The sequence below is a fragment of the Enterobacter sp. BIDMC109 genome (assembly GCF_001037885.1).
In the GTDB taxonomy this organism is placed as follows: domain Bacteria; phylum Pseudomonadota; class Gammaproteobacteria; order Enterobacterales; family Enterobacteriaceae; genus Enterobacter; species Enterobacter hormaechei_C.
In genome coordinates, this window is the sequence record NZ_KQ090002.1 from 3,858,651 (window position 1) to 3,876,300 (window position 17,650).

Below are 17,650 nucleotides of genomic sequence, written 5' to 3' on the forward strand. Positions count from 1 at the left end.
TTATTGTCGGCGGGTCAGCTCCCGCTGAATATGATCCAGCAGAATATCGATGTTAATCGGCTTACGCAAAAATGCAGCGGCGCCCAGACTGAGTGCATACCGCTGCATATTTTCATCAGCATGGCCGGAGATAAACAGTATTGGCGGTGGCGGCATGGCCAGCAACCGCAGCTTCTCAAACAGCTCGATGCCGTTCATGCCGCGTAGCTTGATGTCGGTGATCACCAGCGACGCGCCGGACAGGGCGAGAGGGTGGCTCAAAAACACCTCTGCCGAATCGAAGGTATCGGTAGCATACCCTTCCGATTGCAGCAGGTTACTGAGCCCGCTGCGAACAGAGCGTTCGTCATCAATGATGGCAATGCGCCACGGCAGCGTCATGCTGTCTTTCCTCAAACAAATCGTTACGCGTCGCGGCTTTCCTTCGCGGGCGCTGGGGGCGCGGTACCGCTGATCTTCGGTACGCATTCATGACGAAACCAGGCCAGGGTTAACGGTTCGCGGCTCACCAGACGCCGTCCGATGGGGATTAGCTGTTCACCCACCAGCATGCCGAACAGGCCAAGCAGCGCGACGACCGGCGGCGCCGGGGAATGCACGTCGAGCAGGGCGTAAAGTACCCCAGCCGCGACCCCGCACACCAGCGAAATAATCCAGGCCTTCATGATGACGCTCCGGACAGGTGCTGAACGTGGGGAACCGTCACCTGCACGCCCGCGGGATTGTCGCGGGATAAAAGATGACGCATCGCCTGTTCCCCCGCCAGCATCCCCAGCAGGCCAATCAGCGCCAGCGCGGGCGGCGCGGGGGAACGCACCTTCAGCACGGCATACATCAGGCCAATCAACACGCCTGCCGCGATGGATATCAACCCTGTACTCATTGTGAACTCCAGAGAAAAAGGCAGCGGCGAGCCGGATGAGGGACCAGCCCGCCAGCGGGACTTAGCGTGCCGGAACCGGCGCTAAGGTGCGGTGCTCGCTCTTCTGACGAGACGGCGCTTTGTGCACCATGGTGTAGGCGTAATCCACCCCCATTCCGTAGGCGCCGGAGTGCTCGCGCACGATATCCATCACCGCGGTATAGGTCTCTTTGCGCGCCCAGTCACGCTGCCACTCCAGCATCACCTGCTGCCAGGTCACCGGGATCACACCCGCCTGGATCATGCGCTGCATCGCGAAGTCGTGGGCTTCTTTGGAGGTGCCGCCGGAGGCGTCTGCCACCATATAAATTTCGTAGTCGCCTTCCAGCATCGCGCACAGGGCAAAGCTGTTATTGCACACTTCGGTCCACAGGCCCGCGACAACCACCTTCTTCTTGCCGTTGGCCTTCAGCGCGTCGCGCACCTTCTGGTCGTCCCAGGAGTTCATGGAGGTACGCTCCAGAATGTCCTGGCCCGGGAACACGTCCAGCAGCTCCGGATAGGTATTGCCGGAGAAGCTTTCGGTCTCAACGGTGGTGATGATGGTTGGGATGTTGAACACCTTAGCCGCTTTCGCCAGCGCCACGGTGTTGTTTTTCAGCACCTGGCGGTCAATAGACTGCACGCCGAACGCCATCTGTGGCTGGTGATCGATGAAGATGATCTGACAGTTGGCAGGGGTTAAGACTTCGAGCTTAGAAGTGGTCATAAGATTATCCAGTGAGGTTAAAGGTTAAAATCGCCGCGAACAGCACGCCGATAAAATCGCGTTCATCCTATGACCCACAGCGCTGTGGTGTAATTATCTCTTCGTATAGTTAACCTTAGGTATAGTTATACTTTGGTATACCTATCCTATTGTATAACTGGATCTTTGCCGAAACCGGTTCCCATAATCCTGACCATTCCCCTCTTAGTCTGGAGCTATTATGGTTACCCTCGGTAAAGCCGATCTCATTCTGGTTAACGGCCAGTTTCACACCGTCGATCGCGAGAATCCTGTCGCGGAAGCCGTTGCCGTGCGCGACGGAAAATTTCTGGAAGTGGGTACCGTCGCCGAGGTGATGCAACACCACTGCGACGGCACTAAGGTGGTCGACTTAAAAGGCCACACCGCCATCCCCGGCCTGAACGACTCGCACCTGCATCTGATCCGCGGCGGGCTGAACTACAACCTCGAGCTGCGCTGGGAAGGCGTGCCGTCCCTGGCCGACGCCCTGCGGATGCTAAAAGAGCAGGCCCTGCGCACGCCGTCGCCCCAGTGGGTGCGCGTGGTGGGCGGCTGGAGCGAGTTCCAGTTCGCCGAGCGCCGCATGCCGACCCTGGACGAAATTAACGACGCCGCGCCTGACACCCCGGTGTTTATCCTCCACCTGTACGACCGCGCCCTGCTCAACCGCGCCGCGCTGAAGGTGGTCGGCTACACCAAAGACACGCCAAACCCGCCGGGCGGGGAGATCCAGCGCGACGCCAACGGCAACCCGACCGGAATGCTTATTGCCCGTCCGAACGCCATGATTTTGTACGCCACGCTGGCGAAAGGGCCGAAGCTGCCGCTGGAGCAGCAGATTAACTCCACGCGCCAGTTCATGCGCGAGCTGAACCGTCTGGGGCTGACCAGCGCCATCGACGCGGGCGGCGGCTTCCAGAACTACCCGGAAGATTACGAGGTGATTGCCGAGCTGCACGAGAAAAAGCAGATGACCATCCGCATCGCCTACAACCTGTTTACCCAGCGTCCGGGCCACGAGCTGGAAGACTTTGAAAAATGGACCGACATGCTGACGCCGGGCCAGGGCAGCGATTTCTTCCGCCACAACGGCGCGGGCGAGATGCTGGTCTTCTCCGCCGCCGATTTTGAAGACTTCCTCGAGCCGCGCCCGGATCTCGCACCGGGCATGGAGGACGAGCTGGAGCGCGTAGTGCGCCATCTGGTGGAGCACCGCTGGCCGTTCCGCCTGCACGCCACTTACAACGAATCCATCAGCCGCATGCTGGACGTGTTCGAGAAGGTGAACCGTGACATTCCGTTCAACGGGCTGCACTGGTTCTTCGACCACGCCGAAACCGTGTCGCAGGCCAACATTGACCGCATCAAAGCACTCGGCGGCGGCATTGCCGTCCAGCACCGCATGGCCTTCCAGGGCGAGTACTTTGCCGAGCGCTACGGCATCGAAGCCACCCGCCACACTCCGCCGGTGGCGAAAATGCTCGAGACCGGCGTGCCGGTGGGCCTGGGAACGGACGCCACCCGCGTGGCGAGCTATAACCCATGGACCGCGCTCTACTGGCTGGTCTCCGGGCGCACCGTTGGCGGGATGCAGATGTACGATCACAGCGCCCGTCTGGATCGCGATACCGCCCTGATGCTCTGGACCCAGGGCAGCGCGTGGTTCTCCAGCGAGCAGAATCAGAAGGGGCAGATCAAAGCGGGCCAGCTCGCGGATCTGGCGGTGCTCAGCAAAGATTACTTCCGCATGCCGGAGGAGGAGATCAAGGGCATCGAGTCCGTCCTCACCGTGGTGAACGGCGATATCGTCTATGCCGCAGGCGCTTTTGGCCCACTCGCGCCGCCCGCCATTCCGGTCCTGCCCGAGTGGTCCCCGGTGGTGAAGGTGCCGGGCCACTACCGCAGCGCGCCGCCGCAGGCCGCACGCGTGGGTATGAGTGTGGCTCACCACTGTAGCGGCCCGTGCGGGGTTCACAACCACCAGCATGACTTTGCCCGCACGTCAGAGATGCCGGTATCCGACGATAACGCTTTCTGGGGGGCGCTGGGTTGCAGCTGCTTTGCATTCTGATGAAACAAAATGACGCTTCGCCCCGGATCGATCCGGGGCTGTTCTTTCTGCGCCTGACCGGCAGCCTGCTGCTGCTTTACGTGCACGGCCTGCCGAAGGTGCTGCACTTCAGCGAAGAGCTGACGCGCATTGAAGATCCGTTCGGCTTCGGGCCTTACGCCAGTCTGATCCCGGCGATCGTCGCCGAGGTGATCTGCCCGCTGTTTATCATTGCGGGCGTGTACACCCGCCTGGCGTGCCTGCCGATTATCGCCGTGCTGCTGGTGGCGATGCTGGCGGTCCACCCGAACTGGTCGATTGCCGAGGGGCAGTTTGGCTGGCTGCTGCTGATTATCTTCACCACCCTCGCCCTTACCGGTCCGGGCCAGTGGCGAGTGCAGCGTAAAACAACGGAGAGGTTCGCATGACCCAGGTAAACGACGTTCGCGACGCACACGTCGAGACGACGCCCGCCCCCGCGGTTTCACCCTGGCAGCCGCTGAGCCAGCCGGTGTTCCGCATGCTGTGGATCGCCACGGTGGTCTCTAACGTCGGCTCATGGATGAGCGACGTCGGTATCAACTGGAGCATGCTGACGCTCAGCGCCGATCCGCTGGATATCGCGCTGGTGCAGGCGGCGAGCAGCCTGCCGATGTTCCTTTTCGCCCTGCCGTCCGGGGTGATGGCGGACATCGTTGATCGACGTAAATACCTGCTCTTCTCCCAGCTGTGGGTGTTCATTGCCGCCGCCGGGCTGACGCTGCTCTCTTTTACCGGACACGTCACCCCCACCGTTCTGCTGGCGGCGACATTTCTGCTGAGCGTGGGTGCGGCCATGAGTTCGCCGCCGTTTCAGGCGATTGTCCCTGACCTGGTGAGCAAGCCCGAGCTGGGTTCCGCCGTGGCGCTTAACTCGCTCGGGGTCAATATCAGCCGGGCAATTGGCCCTGCGCTGGGCGGTTTTCTGCTGTCGCTTGCCGGGCCGTGGATGGTGTTTGCCCTGAACGCGCTGTCCGTGATGGGCGTGGCGTGGGTGCTGTGGCGCTGGCGTCCGGCACCGTCCGTGCAGCGTTTGCCACCGGAGCACTTCTTCTCTGCGGTGCGCTCCGGGATTCGCTACGTGCACGCCGCGCCGGTGCTGCGCAACGTGCTGGTGCGCACCGTGGCCTTTTTTGTTTTCGGCAGCGCGGGCTGGGCATTGCTGCCGCTGGTGGCGCGCCGCGAGCTGGGCTTAGGCCCGGCGGGCTACGGCGTGATGCTGGCGTGTATCGGCCTTGGCGCCATTGCCGGGGCCATCCTGCTGCCGCGTCTGCGCCAGCGGCTGAACGCCGATCGGCTGATGGTGGCCGCCAGCCTGACGTTTGCGATCACCATGCTGGCGCTGGCATTTGTACGTCACTTTTGGCTGCTAAACTTGTTTGAGTTCTTTACCGGCTTCGCGTGGATTGCGGTGCTCTCCACCCTCAACCTTGGCGCGCAGCGCAGCGCCGCACGCTGGGTAAAAGCCCGGGCGCTGGCGGTGTATCTGACGGTCTTTTTCGGTTCGATGACCGCAGGCAGCGCCGTCTGGGGCCAGATCGCCTCGCAGTTCGGCACTCCGGCTTCGCTGGTTGTCGCCACGCTGGGGATGGTGCTGGCGAGCCTGACGGTGTTCCGCTGGAAGCTGGAGAAAGATCCGGATTTAAATCTCGACCTGAGCGGGCAGCCGCTGGACGGGGTGGAGATTGAACTCCCGAACGAGCGTGGCCCGGTGCTGGTCTCGCATGAGTACATCATCGACCCGCAGAACGCGAAAGCGTTTTTGCAGGCCGTGCACGAGCTACGCCGGGTGCGCCGCCGCGCCGGGGCGATGAGCTGGGCGGTGTACGAAGATATTGAACGTCCGGGTCTGTTTATCGAAACCTTCCTGATGGGTTCCTGGATCGAGCATCTGCGCCAGCAGGAGCGCCACACCATGAATGACCTCCTGTTGCAGAGCCGCGTTTTGGCTTTTCATCAGGGCACAACATCACCGGCAATTCGTTATCTGGTCGCGCCGTTCTGAACATAACAATCACCTGTAGAGGAACACACTATGGCAACGTTTAAGGCAAAAGATGGTACGCAGATTTATTACAAAGACTGCGGCGCGGGCAAACCGGTTCTTTTCAGCCACGGCTGGCCGCTGGACGGGGACATGTGGGACAGCCAGCTGAACTTCCTGGCCGAGCGCGGCTACCGCACCATCGCCTTTGACCGTCGCGGGTTTGGGCGTTCGGATCAGCCGTGGAACGGCTATGACTACGATACCTTTGCGTCCGACATTAACGACCTGATCACCACGCTGGATCTGCGCGACGTGACGCTGGTGGGCTTCTCCATGGGCGGCGGCGACGTAACGCGTTACATCAACAACTACGGCAGCGAACGCGTGGCCGGTCTTGCCCTGCTGGGCGCGGTAACGCCCATTTTCGGCAAATCCGAAAGCTACCCGGAAGGGGTCGATCAGAGCGTGTTCAGCGGGATTCGCGACGGACTGCGTAAAGATCGCGCCCAGTTCATCAGCGATTTCGCTACCCCATTCTACGGCACCAACGCCGGGCAGACCGTTTCTGCCGGTGCCCTGACGCAGACGCTGAACATCGCCCTGCTGGCGTCCCTGAAGGGCACCATCGACTGCGTAACCGCCTTCGCCGAAACCGACTTCCGCCCGGATATGGCGAAAATCGACGTGCCGACGCTGGTGATCCACGGCAGCAACGACCAGATCGTGCCGTTTGAAACGACCGGCAAGCTGGCGGCAGAGATGATCAAAAACGCCACGCTGAAAGTGTACGACAACGCGCCGCACGGCTTCGCGCTGACCCACCAGGACCAGCTCAACGAAGATCTGCTGGCGTTTGTGAAGTCGCTGTAAGTCATTACGCGAAGCCTGATGGCGCTTCGCTTATCAGGCCTACAAGGGCTGGTCCTGTAGGCCGGGTAAGGCGCAGCCGCCACCCGGCGCTTTCGCAGACGCATTCCGCTCCGCCAGCAGCCGACAAATCTCCGCATGCTTCTCTTCGGTAAAGGTAAAGCGCGACATAAACCCCATTCGGATCAGCGAGCCTATCGCCGGTAACAAACAAATCCCGAAGAACAGTCCCGCCAGTACGCTGTCGCTCTGTGACTGCGCCTGCGGCACATAGTCGATCATCGTCAGAAACACGCCGATGAGCCCGCCGCCCACCGCCACCGACATCTTGCCGGTAAAGGTCTGCCCGGAGAAGGTGATCGCCGCGCAGCGCTTGTGGGTGTGATACTCCGCATACTCGATGGTGTCAGCAATCATCGACGAGGTGAGGATGTTGGTCATCATCACGAACAGCGTGCTCAGGCCGAGCAGGACAAACAGCAACGCCGTGTGCTGATAGCCCGTGAACCACATCACCACGCGCACCGCCACGTCCAGCCCGCAGAGGATCATAAACAGCTTCCGCTTCTGCATCCGACGGGTCAGCAGCGGGGCGACCAGGCACAGCACCGCCGCCACTATCCCCATTACGCCAATTGCCATTTGCAGGCTGCCGTCGCCCATATTGTTGATAAAGAAGTAGATATAGAGACCGCCCGCCACGTTATGGAACACGCAGAAAAAGAACGACAGCAGGACAATAAACAGCGGCTTGTTCTGGCGCAGGTTGTGGAAGGTGTCGCGCATCGTCACCTTTTCCGGGCTCGGCGGCACGCGCTCTTTGATCTGCATAAAGCCGTTGAGCATCAACGGCAGGCCCACCAGCATCATCACCAGCGCCGCCATAAAGTAGCCTTTATCGTTGCTGTACTGGGCGAAGAACGCCGCCAGCTTCGGGAAGAAGATGTTGGCGCAGGCAATCCCCGCGTTCACCCCGAGCATCGCCGCCGTCACCGCGCGGGTGCGCTGGGCGGAGTCGTTGGTCATCACCGACGACATCGACCAGAACGGGATATCGGAGATGGCGTACAACGTCCCCCACAGGATATACGTCACCCCGGCGTAGAGGATTTTGATGGTCATGTCTGCTTCGATTTTATACAACGACAGCAGCGTGACGCCGGTGATCAGCAGCGGCGCGATCAGCAAAAAGTGGCGAAACTTGCCGAACCGGCTGTTAATGGTGTCCATAATGCTGGCAAACAGCGGATCGTGAACCGCGTCCCACGCGCGGGCAATCAGGAAGATAGTACTTGCCGCCAGCGCCGAGATCCCCAGCACGTCGGTGTAAAAATAGTTAATAAACGAACCCACTAAACCAAAGCTAAAACACTGACCTAAACCATAGCCAAAGTAAGACCACAACTCGCGAGACGGTATTTTCATTGTCATTGCCATAGTGCGTACCTGGTTGCCCGGCGACAGCGCGCCGGGTCATTATTATTAGCCCTGCGGATTCGGGGCGATTTTGCGCAGCTTCTTCATCAGCGCGATTTCAGCGCGTGAGAACGGGATACCGTTCTCCTCAAACACGTCGTGGAACCACAGGCGGCAGTAGTCCGTGGACTCCTTCATCACTACCGGCCACGGCAGCCAGGTCTGGGTTTTACCGCGCACCAGCCCCCACTGATACGGCGCGACCTTCGCCATGTACATCAGCGGGAGCTGCTCTTCGATGGTGCCGCCCACGTGACGCGCCAGCCATTCGGTGCAGAAGATTGGGCGGCCCAGCGCCTGAAGCTGCTGGATAATCGCCGTCATGCGCCCGGTATTGGTATAGGCGTGGTAGCTCACCACATCTGACAGCGCCAGCGCGGTCTGGTCCAGCGGGTGCTGGTAAAACGTCTCGCCCTCTTCTTCCGCCGGCAGACGCCACGCGCAGATGGTGAGCGGCTGGGTCGGGTCTTCCTCACGCACCCAGCGGAACGCCTGCTTCATCAACTCGTGCGCGCAGGTTTCCAGCTTCTCGTCGTACAACACCTCCTCCGTGCCGGTCGCGAAAATGCCGCGGTTGCCCGGCTCGTTATACAGATCCCAGAGCAATACGCGCTTATCCTCGCGGAACTGGCGCACAACGTCGCGGATATAGCGCTCAATCTGTGGCCAGCAGTCGCGATCGCACACCTTATCGCGTCCCGGGCTCGCTGCCGCCTGGCTGTTGTGCTTGCCCGGTACGGGCGGCTTTTGCGGGCCGAGGTACGGCTCGTCGCCGGAGAACCCGCAGTCGTCCATCAGGGTCAGCATGGTGCTGAACCCATGACCGTCGGCAATCGTCAAAAAGCGGTCGATGCGCGCCATCAGCCCGTCGCGGTCGTGCTCCCAGACGATGAACGGCAGGTTGATGCGCAGGGTGTTATAGCCCGCGTCCGCCGCCCAGCCCAGCTCGCGGTCGATGGTTTCGGCATCGAAGTTCTCTTCCTGCCAGATATCGGTCCAGTTCACCGCCGTCGACGGCAGATAGTTAAACCCGCACAGCCAGCCTTTCTGCTGATACCACGCCTGTGCCTGCTCCCTGCTCCACTGCTCTTTCATTACGCATCCTCTTGCTGATAATATTTAGCTAATAAATATTAGTTGCAGAATAGATGCGCAAATCGCGGCGCTCAGAAAAGCGACGCCTCTCACAAAGTTCACGCTTCGATGGATGAGAAACGTGATCGACGGCGCTAAAGCGTGCGGTTAGGGTATGATGCGAAATCGCGAAAGGGAGAGGACGGATGAAGCGAAAAACAAAAGTGACGATGAACGATATTGCGCGGGCGGCGGGGGTGTCGCAGGCGACGGTATCGCTGGTGCTCAACCAGTCCCGCAACATCAAGCTCAGCGACGACACCCGCCAGCGGGTGATCAACGTCGCCACCGAGCTCGGCTACGACCGCCTCCCCGCCGTTCACGCCCCGCGCAACCAGGAGGAGATCGCCCTGCTGGTCAGCTCCATGCAGAGCTTCGACCCGTTTATCGACGCCATCAGCCAGGCGCGGGAAGCGGCGTGGCGCAACGAGACCCTGCTCACCGTCTACGACTACGGCGACGACGTGGAGCTGGCCCTGAACATCATCCGCCAGCTGGACAAGCGCAACTGCATCGGGATTATCCTTGCCTCTCCGGTCACGAACGTCGTCGATATGACGGCATTCCAGGACTGCACCCGCATCCCGCTGGTGCTGCTCAACCAGCGCGACCCCGGCTCGCCGCTGCTGCCGTCGTTTATTCCGGACGACTACGCCAACGCTTTCCAGGTTACCAGACACCTCATCGCCTGCGGCGCCACGCGCATCGCCCACATCACCGGCGAGAGCTGGATGGAGGCCTCGCGCCAGCGTCTGGCGGGCTACCAGGCAGCATTACAGCAGGCCGGACTCGCGTGCGACGACGGCCTGGTGCGCCAGACCAACTGGCAGTTCAGCGAGTCCTTTACCGCGACAGCTTCGCTGCTGGAACTGGCCGAGCGCCCGGACGCCATCTTCTGCGCCAGCGACTGGCTGGCGATTGGCTGCTATCAGGCGCTGGCGGTGAACGGCGTGCGCATTCCGCAGGACATGCTGCTGGCGGGCTACGACGACCAGAAGATTTCCGAGCAGCTCACCCCGCCGCTGACCAGCATCCAGTTGCCTTACAGCGAGCTGGGACGGCTGGCGGTGGAGTACCTGTGCAATCAGGAAGATGCCGCCACGCACGTGACGCTGGCGGGCAGGCTGAAGGTGCGCGCCTCAAGCCTCGTCTGAGGTAAACACCATGCCCGCGTAGGGCTTCTCGCGACACGCCGCCAGCCGCGCGGCGAGGCTGCCCACGTGAAGTTCAAGCTTGTGCCCGTCCGGGTCGAGAAAATAGAACGATGCCCCCTCGCTTTTGTTCTGCTTCCAGACGGTGACGCCCGCCTGCTCCAGTCTTTGCGAGAACGGTTCAAAATCCTCCTCCGCCACGGTAAACGCGTAGTGGGTGTAGTCGCTCTCCTGCGGCGGCACGTACTGGCGCGCCTCGTCGTACGACAGACAGACCCACAGGTCGCCGCAGGTGAGATAGGCCCCGGTATTCCAGCGGGCGTGCAGCGTAAGCCCCAGCAGCTCGTGCCAGAAGGTGACGCTTTTTTGCAGGTCGCTGACCGCGAGGGTCAGGTGGTTGAGTGATTGCAGCATGACGTGCCCCGCATGACTGAAATTTAGTTAATTGATCTTACCTCTACAGAGCCTTTTCAAAAGCATTTCGGAGTAATTTGCATTAAGTGAACTCCATATTTAGCCCCCCCATAATTGACAGCAGTAGATGCAGAGGATCTTGTTATATGATACTCGCTATCATATACCTCGGACATATAACCAAATGAAAAAAATCATAAAATACCGTTTAAGTAATCTTCAGACATTCATAATTTCTTTTTTCTTAATAATTATCGGTTGTAGTATAACGCGGTATACCAGCCTTGAAACCGCATGGCTTTTTTTGTTGGGTGGGCTTTTTTTAGCATTTATATCACTTCTGGAAAGCAAGCGTCTTTCGCGCGTTGAAAAAGGGGTTTCTCTCATTTTCTTTGGGATATTCATGGGATTAGGAATTCCAGAACTGTTCCAAAAAAACTATAAAGACTTAATGACCCCTGATTTCAACGAGAACCTTGCTATATTTACTCAAATGGCTTTTTTTGTTTGTGCCGGAGCCGGAGGAGGTGTACTCGCCAACCATGCTGAGAATATTAAGACGGTCGACGTCACACCAAATACGCAAAATGGAAATGTTGATACAGCATTAAACTATATAAAAACATTGCAAGTAGAAGCCATATCACAGCGTAAAAAGATAGAGCAGTTAAGGTTAGTTATAATCGTAGCTGTAGGCTTGGGTTTGGCAAACCTTATCGTAACCATTTTAAAGTAGAGAAGGATGCAATTGAATTGTTCAATAATTATGATACTGTAGTTCTATGAACATAAACCACGCCGTGCTCACCGTAAACCGCTGGTGGCTGCCTTCTTAAAGGCGGCACGGAGTTGTTTTCCCCATTTTCAGATAGCCGCCGAAAGGCGGCTTTCTCACATCTAAGACCCCTTTCGGCATTACAACGTTAAGGAGTCTTTATGAACACGCAAACCATCCTCACCGGCGACCGCCCAACCGGCCCGCTGCACCTTGGCCACTTCGTCGGATCGCTGCGCCAGCGCGTGGCGCTGCAGCAGACGCACAACCAGTTTGTGCTGATTGCCGACATGCAGGGGCTGACCGACAACGGCAGCAACCCGCAGAAAATTCGCGACAACATCCCCGAAGTGCTGGCCGACTACCTCGCCGCCGGCATCGACCCGAACCTGACCACGATCTGCCTGCAATCCGCCCTGCCCGCCCTTGCAGAGCTGACGATGCTGTATATGAACATCGTCACCGTCGCCCGCGTGGAGCGTAACCCGACGGTGAAAAACGAGATTGTGCAGAAAGGCTTCGCCCGCTCGCTGCCGGTCGGGTTTATGGCCTACCCCATCAGCCAGGCGGCGGACATCACCGCGTTCAAGGCCGAGTGCGTGCCCGTCGGCGACGACCAGCTGCCGATGATTGAGCAGACCAACGAGATTGTGCACAAGATGAACAGCCTGCTGCCCGCCCCGGTGCTGCGCCACTGCAAGGCGATGCTGAGCGACACCAGCCGCCTGCCCGGCATCGACGGCGGCGCCAAGATGTCAAAATCGCTGGGCAACACGCTGCACCTTTCGGCCAGCGAAGAGACGGTTCACCGTGCGGTGAGCGCCATGTACACCGATCCGAACCACCTGAAGGTGAGCGACCCGGGGCAGATTGAGGGGAACGTGGTGTTTACGTACCTCGACGCGTTTCATCCGGACAAGGAGAAAGTGGCGGCGATGAAGGCGTACTATCAGGCGGGCGGGCTGGGCGACCGGGTTTGTAAGAACGAGCTGGAAACGTGCCTGCAGGAGCTGATTGCGCCGATGCGGGAGCGCAGGGCGATGTATATGCAGGACAAGGGCGAGCTGATGGCGATGCTGAAGCGCGGGACCGAACGGGCGCAAGGGGTGACGCAGGAGACGTTGAGGGAGGTGAAGGTGGGGCTGGGGGTGCCGGTGTTTTGAATAGATAAAGTGATTGAGGCTGGGCGGCGGAGTGCGTGGTGTTAGCACAAAGCCGCTTATTATTTCATTTAATATAATATTAATTCCGCCAATAATTCTTAATTCATCGTTTAGATATAATTAATTGCTTTATCTACATTAATATCACATTGATATTACCCTTTATAATAAATTTAAAGGGATACTATGGCTGATGTAGAAGATATAGCCCGGAGATTATGCAACATAATCGCTTCTCCTGATACAGTTACTGGGCTTATAAATGGAGGGCTATCTGTACCGCTAGATTATGGATATCTGGTCTATGGAATCTTTGACACGGATACCAGGTATGCTCGTGAAACTCAACGTATAAGAATGATGACTGCCATAAAAAACGACATTTTGAATTACGAGAACATTGTCAACGCAGTTAAAATTATTTTTAAAGCATTCAATAGATATTTAACCGAGGATGAGCAGGATAAAATATACAGATCTGTAATGACTTCAATAGCAGGTAGAATATCAACCAATATTATTGCATCAACAATCGCAAAGCATGTTATTGAAAGAACGTCCTTCACGTTTGTTGTTTTCAAAGGGAAAAATAACCCAATCACGGCACTGAGCACACTCCTTTTGTTTGGGGAAATGGCTGAACGATCAATAAGAACATCTGACAGACTCAAAGCAGAAGCCCCAGAAGTATATCAACTTCTGAGACCAAGAGACTATGACTTACTTTATTTTCTGTTCGCTGATGCCGTCCAGCCTTTCGTAGATGCTATCCATGCAGGTTATTCAGAAGGAAAACCTGTATTTAATCAAATCATGAAGAAAGTTAATGAAAAACTAACTGCACACACTACGGCAGGCGCGTATGAGTAAGTTTATCACCCCAGTTATAAACCTGCTTCTTTGCTCATATTTAGTTTTAGCCTATATCCTTAGCTGGGTTGAATTCGAAACCTGGCATGATAAAACAATCGCCTTTTGCATCATTACCCTAAGCGCTTACATTATTTCATTAATAATGAATAAATTACTGCCAGGAAAGATACGTATTTTTGGCGGGCTCCTGGATGTGTTATCAGGTCCCTTAATGATCATCGGGGCATTTGCTTGTATAGCTGTCCTTGAACCATGGCCGCTGAAAATAATTGGCTTATTCATATGGGTCGTGGCGATGTTGCACCTACCTTCTTTTGTAAATATAGATGAGGAATAATCATGTCAAATCCAGCATATCTATGGTTAACCGATGCTAATGGCTCACCCGTCGTAGGAGGTTCCATGGTGTCCGGTCGGTTAGGTGCTATTGAATTAAAGGCAGTCGCTCATCACCTCACCATTCCTGTGAGTGGAAATACAGGCCGACTAACAGGTACCCGTGTACATACACCGATTGCTGTTCAGAAAGAGTTTGATAAAACAACTCCGGTTCTTATCAGGGCACTGTGTGAAAACCAAACGCTAAAATCGGCTACGATCAAAATGTATCAAATTGATGATGCAGGAATCGAGAGAGAATATTTCAACATTATCCTGGAGAATGTAAAAATCACGGGGATTACGCCAAATCTGTTCCCGAGTTCTGGAACAGGAACGCATTCAGAGACGATCGAGCTAAGATATGAGGCAATCACCTGGAAACACTGTGACGGGAATATCGTTTACAGAGATGCCTGGAATCATATGGCGATCGCCTGAACTGACTTCAAAATTTCTCGGGCCGAGGTAACGTTGTGCTTGTCGGTCTGACCAAGCGGAACGCCGCCGGAAAGCGCTGGCGATGATTTCCACCGCTTTAAAGGAGAGCATCATGATGGAACCCACTCTCTCACAAGTTATTGAGGTTGTTCGAAACTCCTCAGGGGAGCAGCGTAAACCTATCGATAGCAATACGTTGATTGAGGCCGATTTGCATATTTGCGGTATGGACGGCGAAGACCTACTGGAAGACTGCGAAGAAGCGTTTGGCGTTCAGCTTGCCACGGAAGAAGATGGCTATATGAAAACGTTCTCTCTCGCAGAAAATGAGTATCTGTTTACGGGTGAAGGTATAGACTTTTTTGGCATCTGTCGGTTTATCCGCTGGGTACGTGGCATACCCGAACCTGTTATATGTGATTTAACCGTCGGTAAACTTCACGCTGCGCTAGTTAACGCGGTGAAAGAGCAGGTTAAGCGTGATTGATTTTTACTTAAAACGGGCATGGGATGACATGCCCGTTTTATTGCTTCAAGGATTACATGAGGTGGGAAGCACGGTTACTCCGACATCGCCTGACCTGTTCCACGCTTAACAGCCGGTATATCGCCTGTATCATTCAGCGCCCCCGGAAACGTCTTCAGCCACTGCGCGACTTTCTGTTTATTTATATTCACCACGCTCATACCTTCCAGGCATCCCCATAATTCTCTTGTATGCTGGGGTGTAATCACAATGCAGTCTTTCATGGCACGGATTTTTACTGGCATACCGTTGATGAAACCAGCGCGTTTTAACCAGTCGCCGCCCAGAAGAAGATATTTCATGTCTATGCGCGCATACAGTTCGCAGCAGGCGGCACTGTCCTGCGGCGTTTCCGCGCGGGGATGAACGGGTGCCGCGTTGGACTGGTTGCCGTGCAGACGGCGGGCGCTGTTTTTGCGTACCAGCTCGCGGTTTTCAATCATGCCGGTGAAAGCGTCTGATTCTGTTTTGCAAACCGTGAACTCTGGCTTAAAATTCGTCGCAGCCATTTTCAACTCCTCAGTAGTTGGTTGTGGTTAGCGGTATGGGGGTGTTGCAGCACCTTCATATAGCGAATTCCTCGTTAAACTCTCTTTGATACTTCCTTTGCCGTTCGGCGTAATTTCTGGTGCTCATTATACAGAGCTGAATATAAATCCAGCGGTTTGGCGTGGGGTAAATTTGGAATTTGCGAGGGAGATTCAGGAAATAACAGTATATATTTTTTAATTCGAGAAACGACAACGCTTCGGCCTGCAAATCATTTCAACTAGCCTCCTCCCGATATCTGTTCGTTCGCAAACCTGGCGCTAATGCCCCATAGGTTGCCGCTACCCCCCTCCTCTCAGACCCCTCAAAAATTCATCAAACCTATAGATTAACGATTTACATCACCCTGATTTTGTTATGTGATCCTGTTACAGGCTTTAGTAACGCCCTGCCCAGCCAACCGTAACAGGACTTCATCGATGGAATTTTATCAGGCCGATCCGACGCTTGAGAACTACTGGCGTGGTGTGATCCTCTTTGGAAGGAACGTCGCATCTTATAAGTTCGCGCTGGCGTCTGCGTTGTATGAAGTGGATAAGACGGGCAGCGATTTGATTACGCTCGACCAGCTTGCCGTGCCGTTCAGCCGCTATCTTTGCGAGCACCTGAAGCATGCGCCAAAACAGATCACCTCCCGCAGCAGTCAGTTTTTGGAAACCTGTCTGAAGTTCAACCGAGGTGAAATCACCCACGCTCAGCTCATTGAAGCGACGGTGCGCCTTGGCTTTAACAACGTGATTGATGCCTTTCACTACGTGAACCAGGGCGAGATCGATAAACGTTTTTTCCTTGATGAGCGCAAAACAAACAACGGGATCCGCCTGACGGATAACTTCTTTTTACTGGGCGAACGCCTGCAGTATAAAAACCTCGCCTTTGAAACTAATGCCCGCTGGAACCTGGTGGAACAAGCCTGGTCGATGGGGGTATCACGTAACCTTGTGGGCGTGGAGTTTGACGAAGATAATCAGCTGTTGTTCATGAAGGTGAATGCGCGGCGCGTAGACATCACCAGCTGCCGCGACAGCCTGAATGGTTACCAGAAAGGACGATGTTTTTACTGCTTTAAACCCATCAGTCTGGTACCGGGAGACGCAGAACTGGCGGACGTCGACCACTTTATTCCCTGGGCTGCCCGCCATGAGGTGAGCAATATTAACGGCGTATGGAACTTAGTGCTGGCCTGCCGGTGCTGTAACCGTGGCGTTGAAGGTAAATCTGCACGCATTCCCGAGCTCAGGCTCCTGCAGCGGTTACACACCCGCAATGAGTATTTTATTCAGAGCAAACTGCCGTTACATGAGACGATTGTTCTACAGACAGGGCAACGTCCTGAAGCACGGAAAAGCTTTCTTCAGCGTAACTGGCAGGCCGCGCTGGACAAACTTATCCATACCTGGAAACCCAACGCGGAAGGCGAGGCAACGTTTTAATGACACTTCACTACTATCAGAATCACGCACAGGATTTCTTCGATGGCACGGTTAATGTCGATATGACCCCGCTTTACGAGGCCTTCACCCAACATCTGCCTAACGGTGGCCGTGTTCTGGATGCGGGCTGCGGTTCAGGACGAGACGCAAAAGCATTTCATGAGATGGGGTATCAGGTGGATGCTTTTGATGCCTCTTCCGCTATGGTGGAGCTGGCAAGGCAACATACCGGGTTACCCGTGCAACTGATGACGTTTTCAGAGATCGACGGTAAAGCGCAGTACGATGGGATCTGGTGTTGTGCATCTTTGCTGCATGTCCCCTCTTCTGAGTTGCCTAAAGTGATGCAGAAGATTGCGGATGCGCTTAAGCCTGGCGGCGTTTGGTACGTATCTTTTAAGTATGGCAACGGTGAACGGGTACAGGGTGAACGACGGTTTACGGACCTGGATGAAGAGGGGCTGCGGATGGGAATAAGTAATATAACAGATGTGGCGATAACTTCGCTTTGGGTTACGCAGGATTATCGGCATGAAAGAAGTGAGAGATGGTTAAATGGGATATTACATAAAAAAAACACTATTTTTTAGAGTGGCTTTTACTTATCGGTGAAGGACTTATATTGAGATGTTCAGTTGTACACATCTCATCTTCATGCAGACATAAATGGCTATATCACTCTATCCTCAACAAAGATGTTATCGTAGCTCTAATGAACTTAGAAACTCATAGTCCAAACATT

At 55.8% G+C, this 17,650-nt stretch carries 21 protein-coding genes; 13 read left to right on the plus strand and 8 right to left on the minus strand.

Annotated features, from left to right (window positions below; translation table 11 throughout):
• From SK62_RS18185 to SK62_RS18200, 4 genes are all read right to left on the minus strand, one after another.
• Positions 1-381 (minus strand): response regulator transcription factor, encoded by a 381-nt coding sequence (locus tag SK62_RS18185; protein ID WP_023295862.1) that lies wholly within the window; start codon positions 379-381, stop codon positions 1-3.
• A 23-nt stretch (positions 382-404) separates the two neighbouring features.
• Entirely contained in the window at positions 405-665 is a 261-nt protein-coding gene (locus tag SK62_RS18190; protein WP_003863056.1) for a XapX domain-containing protein, read from the minus strand.
• The gene (locus tag SK62_RS18195; RefSeq protein ID WP_047718360.1) at positions 662-883 is read right to left on the minus strand and encodes a DUF1427 family protein; all 222 of its coding nucleotides are present in this window, start codon (positions 881-883) and stop codon (positions 662-664) included. The genes SK62_RS18190 and SK62_RS18195 overlap by 4 nt, the downstream gene beginning before the upstream one ends.
• Before the next feature lie 61 nt (positions 884-944).
• Positions 945-1,631 (minus strand): hydrolase, encoded by a 687-nt coding sequence (locus SK62_RS18200; RefSeq protein ID WP_003863053.1) that lies wholly within the window; start codon positions 1,629-1,631, stop codon positions 945-947.
• Between the two features lie 220 nt (positions 1,632-1,851).
• Here SK62_RS18200 and SK62_RS18205 point away from each other — a divergent pair, with 220 nt between their 5' ends.
• From SK62_RS18205 to SK62_RS18220, 4 genes are read left to right on the plus strand one after another with little or no spacing between them, the layout of a single operon-like run.
• Complete coding sequence (locus tag SK62_RS18205; protein WP_047718359.1) at positions 1,852-3,723, plus strand: amidohydrolase; 1,872 nt, start codon at positions 1,852-1,854, stop codon at positions 3,721-3,723.
• A complete protein-coding gene (locus SK62_RS18210) occupies positions 3,723-4,130 on the plus strand; it encodes a DoxX family protein (protein WP_017383877.1) in 408 nt (135 codons plus the stop codon). Before SK62_RS18205 ends, SK62_RS18210 begins: the two co-directional genes overlap by 1 nt.
• On the plus strand, positions 4,127-5,746 hold the full coding sequence (locus SK62_RS18215; protein ID WP_047718356.1) for an MFS transporter: 1,620 nt from the start codon (positions 4,127-4,129) through the stop codon (positions 5,744-5,746). Before SK62_RS18210 ends, SK62_RS18215 begins: the two co-directional genes overlap by 4 nt.
• Positions 5,747-5,776: 30 nt before the next feature.
• On the plus strand, positions 5,777-6,598 hold the full coding sequence (locus SK62_RS18220) for an alpha/beta fold hydrolase (RefSeq protein ID WP_015572558.1): 822 nt from the start codon (positions 5,777-5,779) through the stop codon (positions 6,596-6,598).
• A gap of 39 nt (positions 6,599-6,637) precedes the next feature.
• Here the strand turns inward: SK62_RS18220 and SK62_RS18225 are convergent, their stop codons facing one another.
• Positions 6,638-8,032 (minus strand): MFS transporter, encoded by a 1,395-nt coding sequence (locus SK62_RS18225; RefSeq protein ID WP_047718354.1) that lies wholly within the window; start codon positions 8,030-8,032, stop codon positions 6,638-6,640.
• A gap of 45 nt (positions 8,033-8,077) precedes the next feature.
• Positions 8,078-9,166 (minus strand): cellulase family glycosylhydrolase, encoded by a 1,089-nt coding sequence (locus tag SK62_RS18230; RefSeq protein WP_047718352.1) that lies wholly within the window; start codon positions 9,164-9,166, stop codon positions 8,078-8,080.
• A 185-nt stretch (positions 9,167-9,351) separates the two neighbouring features.
• Here SK62_RS18230 and SK62_RS18235 point away from each other — a divergent pair, with 185 nt between their 5' ends.
• Positions 9,352-10,359 (plus strand): LacI family DNA-binding transcriptional regulator, encoded by a 1,008-nt coding sequence (locus SK62_RS18235; protein WP_017383881.1) that lies wholly within the window; start codon positions 9,352-9,354, stop codon positions 10,357-10,359.
• Here the strand turns inward: SK62_RS18235 and fosA are convergent.
• Positions 10,345-10,770, minus strand: coding sequence for a FosA/FosA2 family fosfomycin resistance glutathione transferase (fosA, locus tag SK62_RS18240; RefSeq protein ID WP_047718350.1), 426 nt, complete (start codon positions 10,768-10,770; stop codon positions 10,345-10,347). The two genes, SK62_RS18235 and fosA, sit on opposite strands and share 15 nt — an antisense overlap.
• 184 nt (positions 10,771-10,954) lie before the next feature.
• Between fosA and SK62_RS18245 the strand changes: the two genes are divergently transcribed.
• The 6 genes from SK62_RS18245 (at position 10,955) to SK62_RS18270 (ending at position 14,887) form a co-directional block, all read left to right on the plus strand.
• Positions 10,955-11,506: a hypothetical protein gene (locus SK62_RS18245; protein WP_032634092.1), complete on the plus strand. Its 552-nt coding sequence runs from the start codon at positions 10,955-10,957 to the stop codon at positions 11,504-11,506.
• A 200-nt stretch (positions 11,507-11,706) separates the two neighbouring features.
• On the plus strand, positions 11,707-12,708 hold the full coding sequence (trpS, locus tag SK62_RS18250) for a tryptophan--tRNA ligase (protein WP_047718348.1): 1,002 nt from the start codon (positions 11,707-11,709) through the stop codon (positions 12,706-12,708).
• A gap of 186 nt (positions 12,709-12,894) precedes the next feature.
• Positions 12,895-13,578: a hypothetical protein gene (locus SK62_RS18255; protein WP_047718347.1), complete on the plus strand. Its 684-nt coding sequence runs from the start codon at positions 12,895-12,897 to the stop codon at positions 13,576-13,578.
• A complete protein-coding gene (locus SK62_RS18260) occupies positions 13,571-13,918 on the plus strand; it encodes a hypothetical protein (RefSeq protein WP_045339580.1) in 348 nt (115 codons plus the stop codon). The genes SK62_RS18255 and SK62_RS18260 overlap by 8 nt, the downstream gene beginning before the upstream one ends.
• A 2-nt stretch (positions 13,919-13,920) precedes the next feature.
• The gene (locus SK62_RS18265) at positions 13,921-14,400 is read left to right on the plus strand and encodes an Hcp family type VI secretion system effector (RefSeq protein ID WP_040117170.1); all 480 of its coding nucleotides are present in this window, start codon (positions 13,921-13,923) and stop codon (positions 14,398-14,400) included.
• A 115-nt stretch (positions 14,401-14,515) separates the two neighbouring features.
• Positions 14,516-14,887, plus strand: coding sequence for a hypothetical protein (locus tag SK62_RS18270; RefSeq protein WP_047718398.1), 372 nt, complete (start codon positions 14,516-14,518; stop codon positions 14,885-14,887).
• A gap of 74 nt (positions 14,888-14,961) precedes the next feature.
• Here SK62_RS18270 and SK62_RS22505 read toward each other — a convergent pair whose 3' ends face one another.
• A complete protein-coding gene (locus tag SK62_RS22505) occupies positions 14,962-15,435 on the minus strand; it encodes a SymE family type I addiction module toxin (RefSeq protein WP_072134638.1) in 474 nt (157 codons plus the stop codon).
• A 459-nt stretch (positions 15,436-15,894) separates the two neighbouring features.
• Between SK62_RS22505 and SK62_RS18280 the strand changes: the two genes are divergently transcribed.
• Positions 15,895-16,908, plus strand: coding sequence for an HNH endonuclease family protein (locus tag SK62_RS18280; RefSeq protein WP_048249784.1), 1,014 nt, complete (start codon positions 15,895-15,897; stop codon positions 16,906-16,908).
• Complete coding sequence (locus SK62_RS18285; protein WP_047718343.1) at positions 16,908-17,498, plus strand: class I SAM-dependent methyltransferase; 591 nt, start codon at positions 16,908-16,910, stop codon at positions 17,496-17,498. The genes SK62_RS18280 and SK62_RS18285 overlap by 1 nt, the downstream gene beginning before the upstream one ends.
• Positions 17,499-17,650: the final 152 nt, after the last annotated feature.

Excerpts from the sequence above, each read along its gene's own strand:
- SK62_RS18285 (WP_047718343.1), top strand. The coding sequence starts at position 16,908 with ATGACACTTCACTACTATCAGAATCACGCACAGGATTTCTTCGATGGC.
- fosA (WP_047718350.1), bottom strand. The coding sequence starts at position 10,770 with ATGCTGCAATCACTCAACCACCTGACCCTCGCGGTCAGCGACCTGCAA.
- SK62_RS18220 (WP_015572558.1), top strand. The coding sequence starts at position 5,777 with ATGGCAACGTTTAAGGCAAAAGATGGTACGCAGATTTATTACAAAGAC.
- SK62_RS18270 (WP_047718398.1), top strand. The coding sequence starts at position 14,516 with ATGGAACCCACTCTCTCACAAGTTATTGAGGTTGTTCGAAACTCCTCA.
- SK62_RS18185 (WP_023295862.1), bottom strand. The coding sequence starts at position 381 with ATGACGCTGCCGTGGCGCATTGCCATCATTGATGACGAACGCTCTGTT.
- SK62_RS18245 (WP_032634092.1), top strand. The coding sequence starts at position 10,955 with ATGAAAAAAATCATAAAATACCGTTTAAGTAATCTTCAGACATTCATA.
- SK62_RS18255 (WP_047718347.1), top strand. The coding sequence starts at position 12,895 with ATGGCTGATGTAGAAGATATAGCCCGGAGATTATGCAACATAATCGCT.
- SK62_RS18225 (WP_047718354.1), bottom strand. The coding sequence starts at position 8,032 with ATGGCAATGACAATGAAAATACCGTCTCGCGAGTTGTGGTCTTACTTT.
- SK62_RS18260 (WP_045339580.1), top strand. The coding sequence starts at position 13,571 with ATGAGTAAGTTTATCACCCCAGTTATAAACCTGCTTCTTTGCTCATAT.
- SK62_RS18235 (WP_017383881.1), top strand. The coding sequence starts at position 9,352 with ATGAAGCGAAAAACAAAAGTGACGATGAACGATATTGCGCGGGCGGCG.
- SK62_RS18190 (WP_003863056.1), bottom strand. The coding sequence starts at position 665 with ATGAAGGCCTGGATTATTTCGCTGGTGTGCGGGGTCGCGGCTGGGGTA.
- SK62_RS18195 (WP_047718360.1), bottom strand. The coding sequence starts at position 883 with ATGAGTACAGGGTTGATATCCATCGCGGCAGGCGTGTTGATTGGCCTG.
- SK62_RS18200 (WP_003863053.1), bottom strand. The coding sequence starts at position 1,631 with ATGACCACTTCTAAGCTCGAAGTCTTAACCCCTGCCAACTGTCAGATC.
- SK62_RS18210 (WP_017383877.1), top strand. The coding sequence starts at position 3,723 with ATGAAACAAAATGACGCTTCGCCCCGGATCGATCCGGGGCTGTTCTTT.
- SK62_RS18280 (WP_048249784.1), top strand. The coding sequence starts at position 15,895 with ATGGAATTTTATCAGGCCGATCCGACGCTTGAGAACTACTGGCGTGGT.
- SK62_RS22505 (WP_072134638.1), bottom strand. The coding sequence starts at position 15,435 with ATGGCTGCGACGAATTTTAAGCCAGAGTTCACGGTTTGCAAAACAGAA.
- trpS (WP_047718348.1), top strand. The coding sequence starts at position 11,707 with ATGAACACGCAAACCATCCTCACCGGCGACCGCCCAACCGGCCCGCTG.
- SK62_RS18265 (WP_040117170.1), top strand. The coding sequence starts at position 13,921 with ATGTCAAATCCAGCATATCTATGGTTAACCGATGCTAATGGCTCACCC.
- SK62_RS18230 (WP_047718352.1), bottom strand. The coding sequence starts at position 9,166 with ATGAAAGAGCAGTGGAGCAGGGAGCAGGCACAGGCGTGGTATCAGCAG.
- SK62_RS18205 (WP_047718359.1), top strand. The coding sequence starts at position 1,852 with ATGGTTACCCTCGGTAAAGCCGATCTCATTCTGGTTAACGGCCAGTTT.
- SK62_RS18215 (WP_047718356.1), top strand. The coding sequence starts at position 4,127 with ATGACCCAGGTAAACGACGTTCGCGACGCACACGTCGAGACGACGCCC.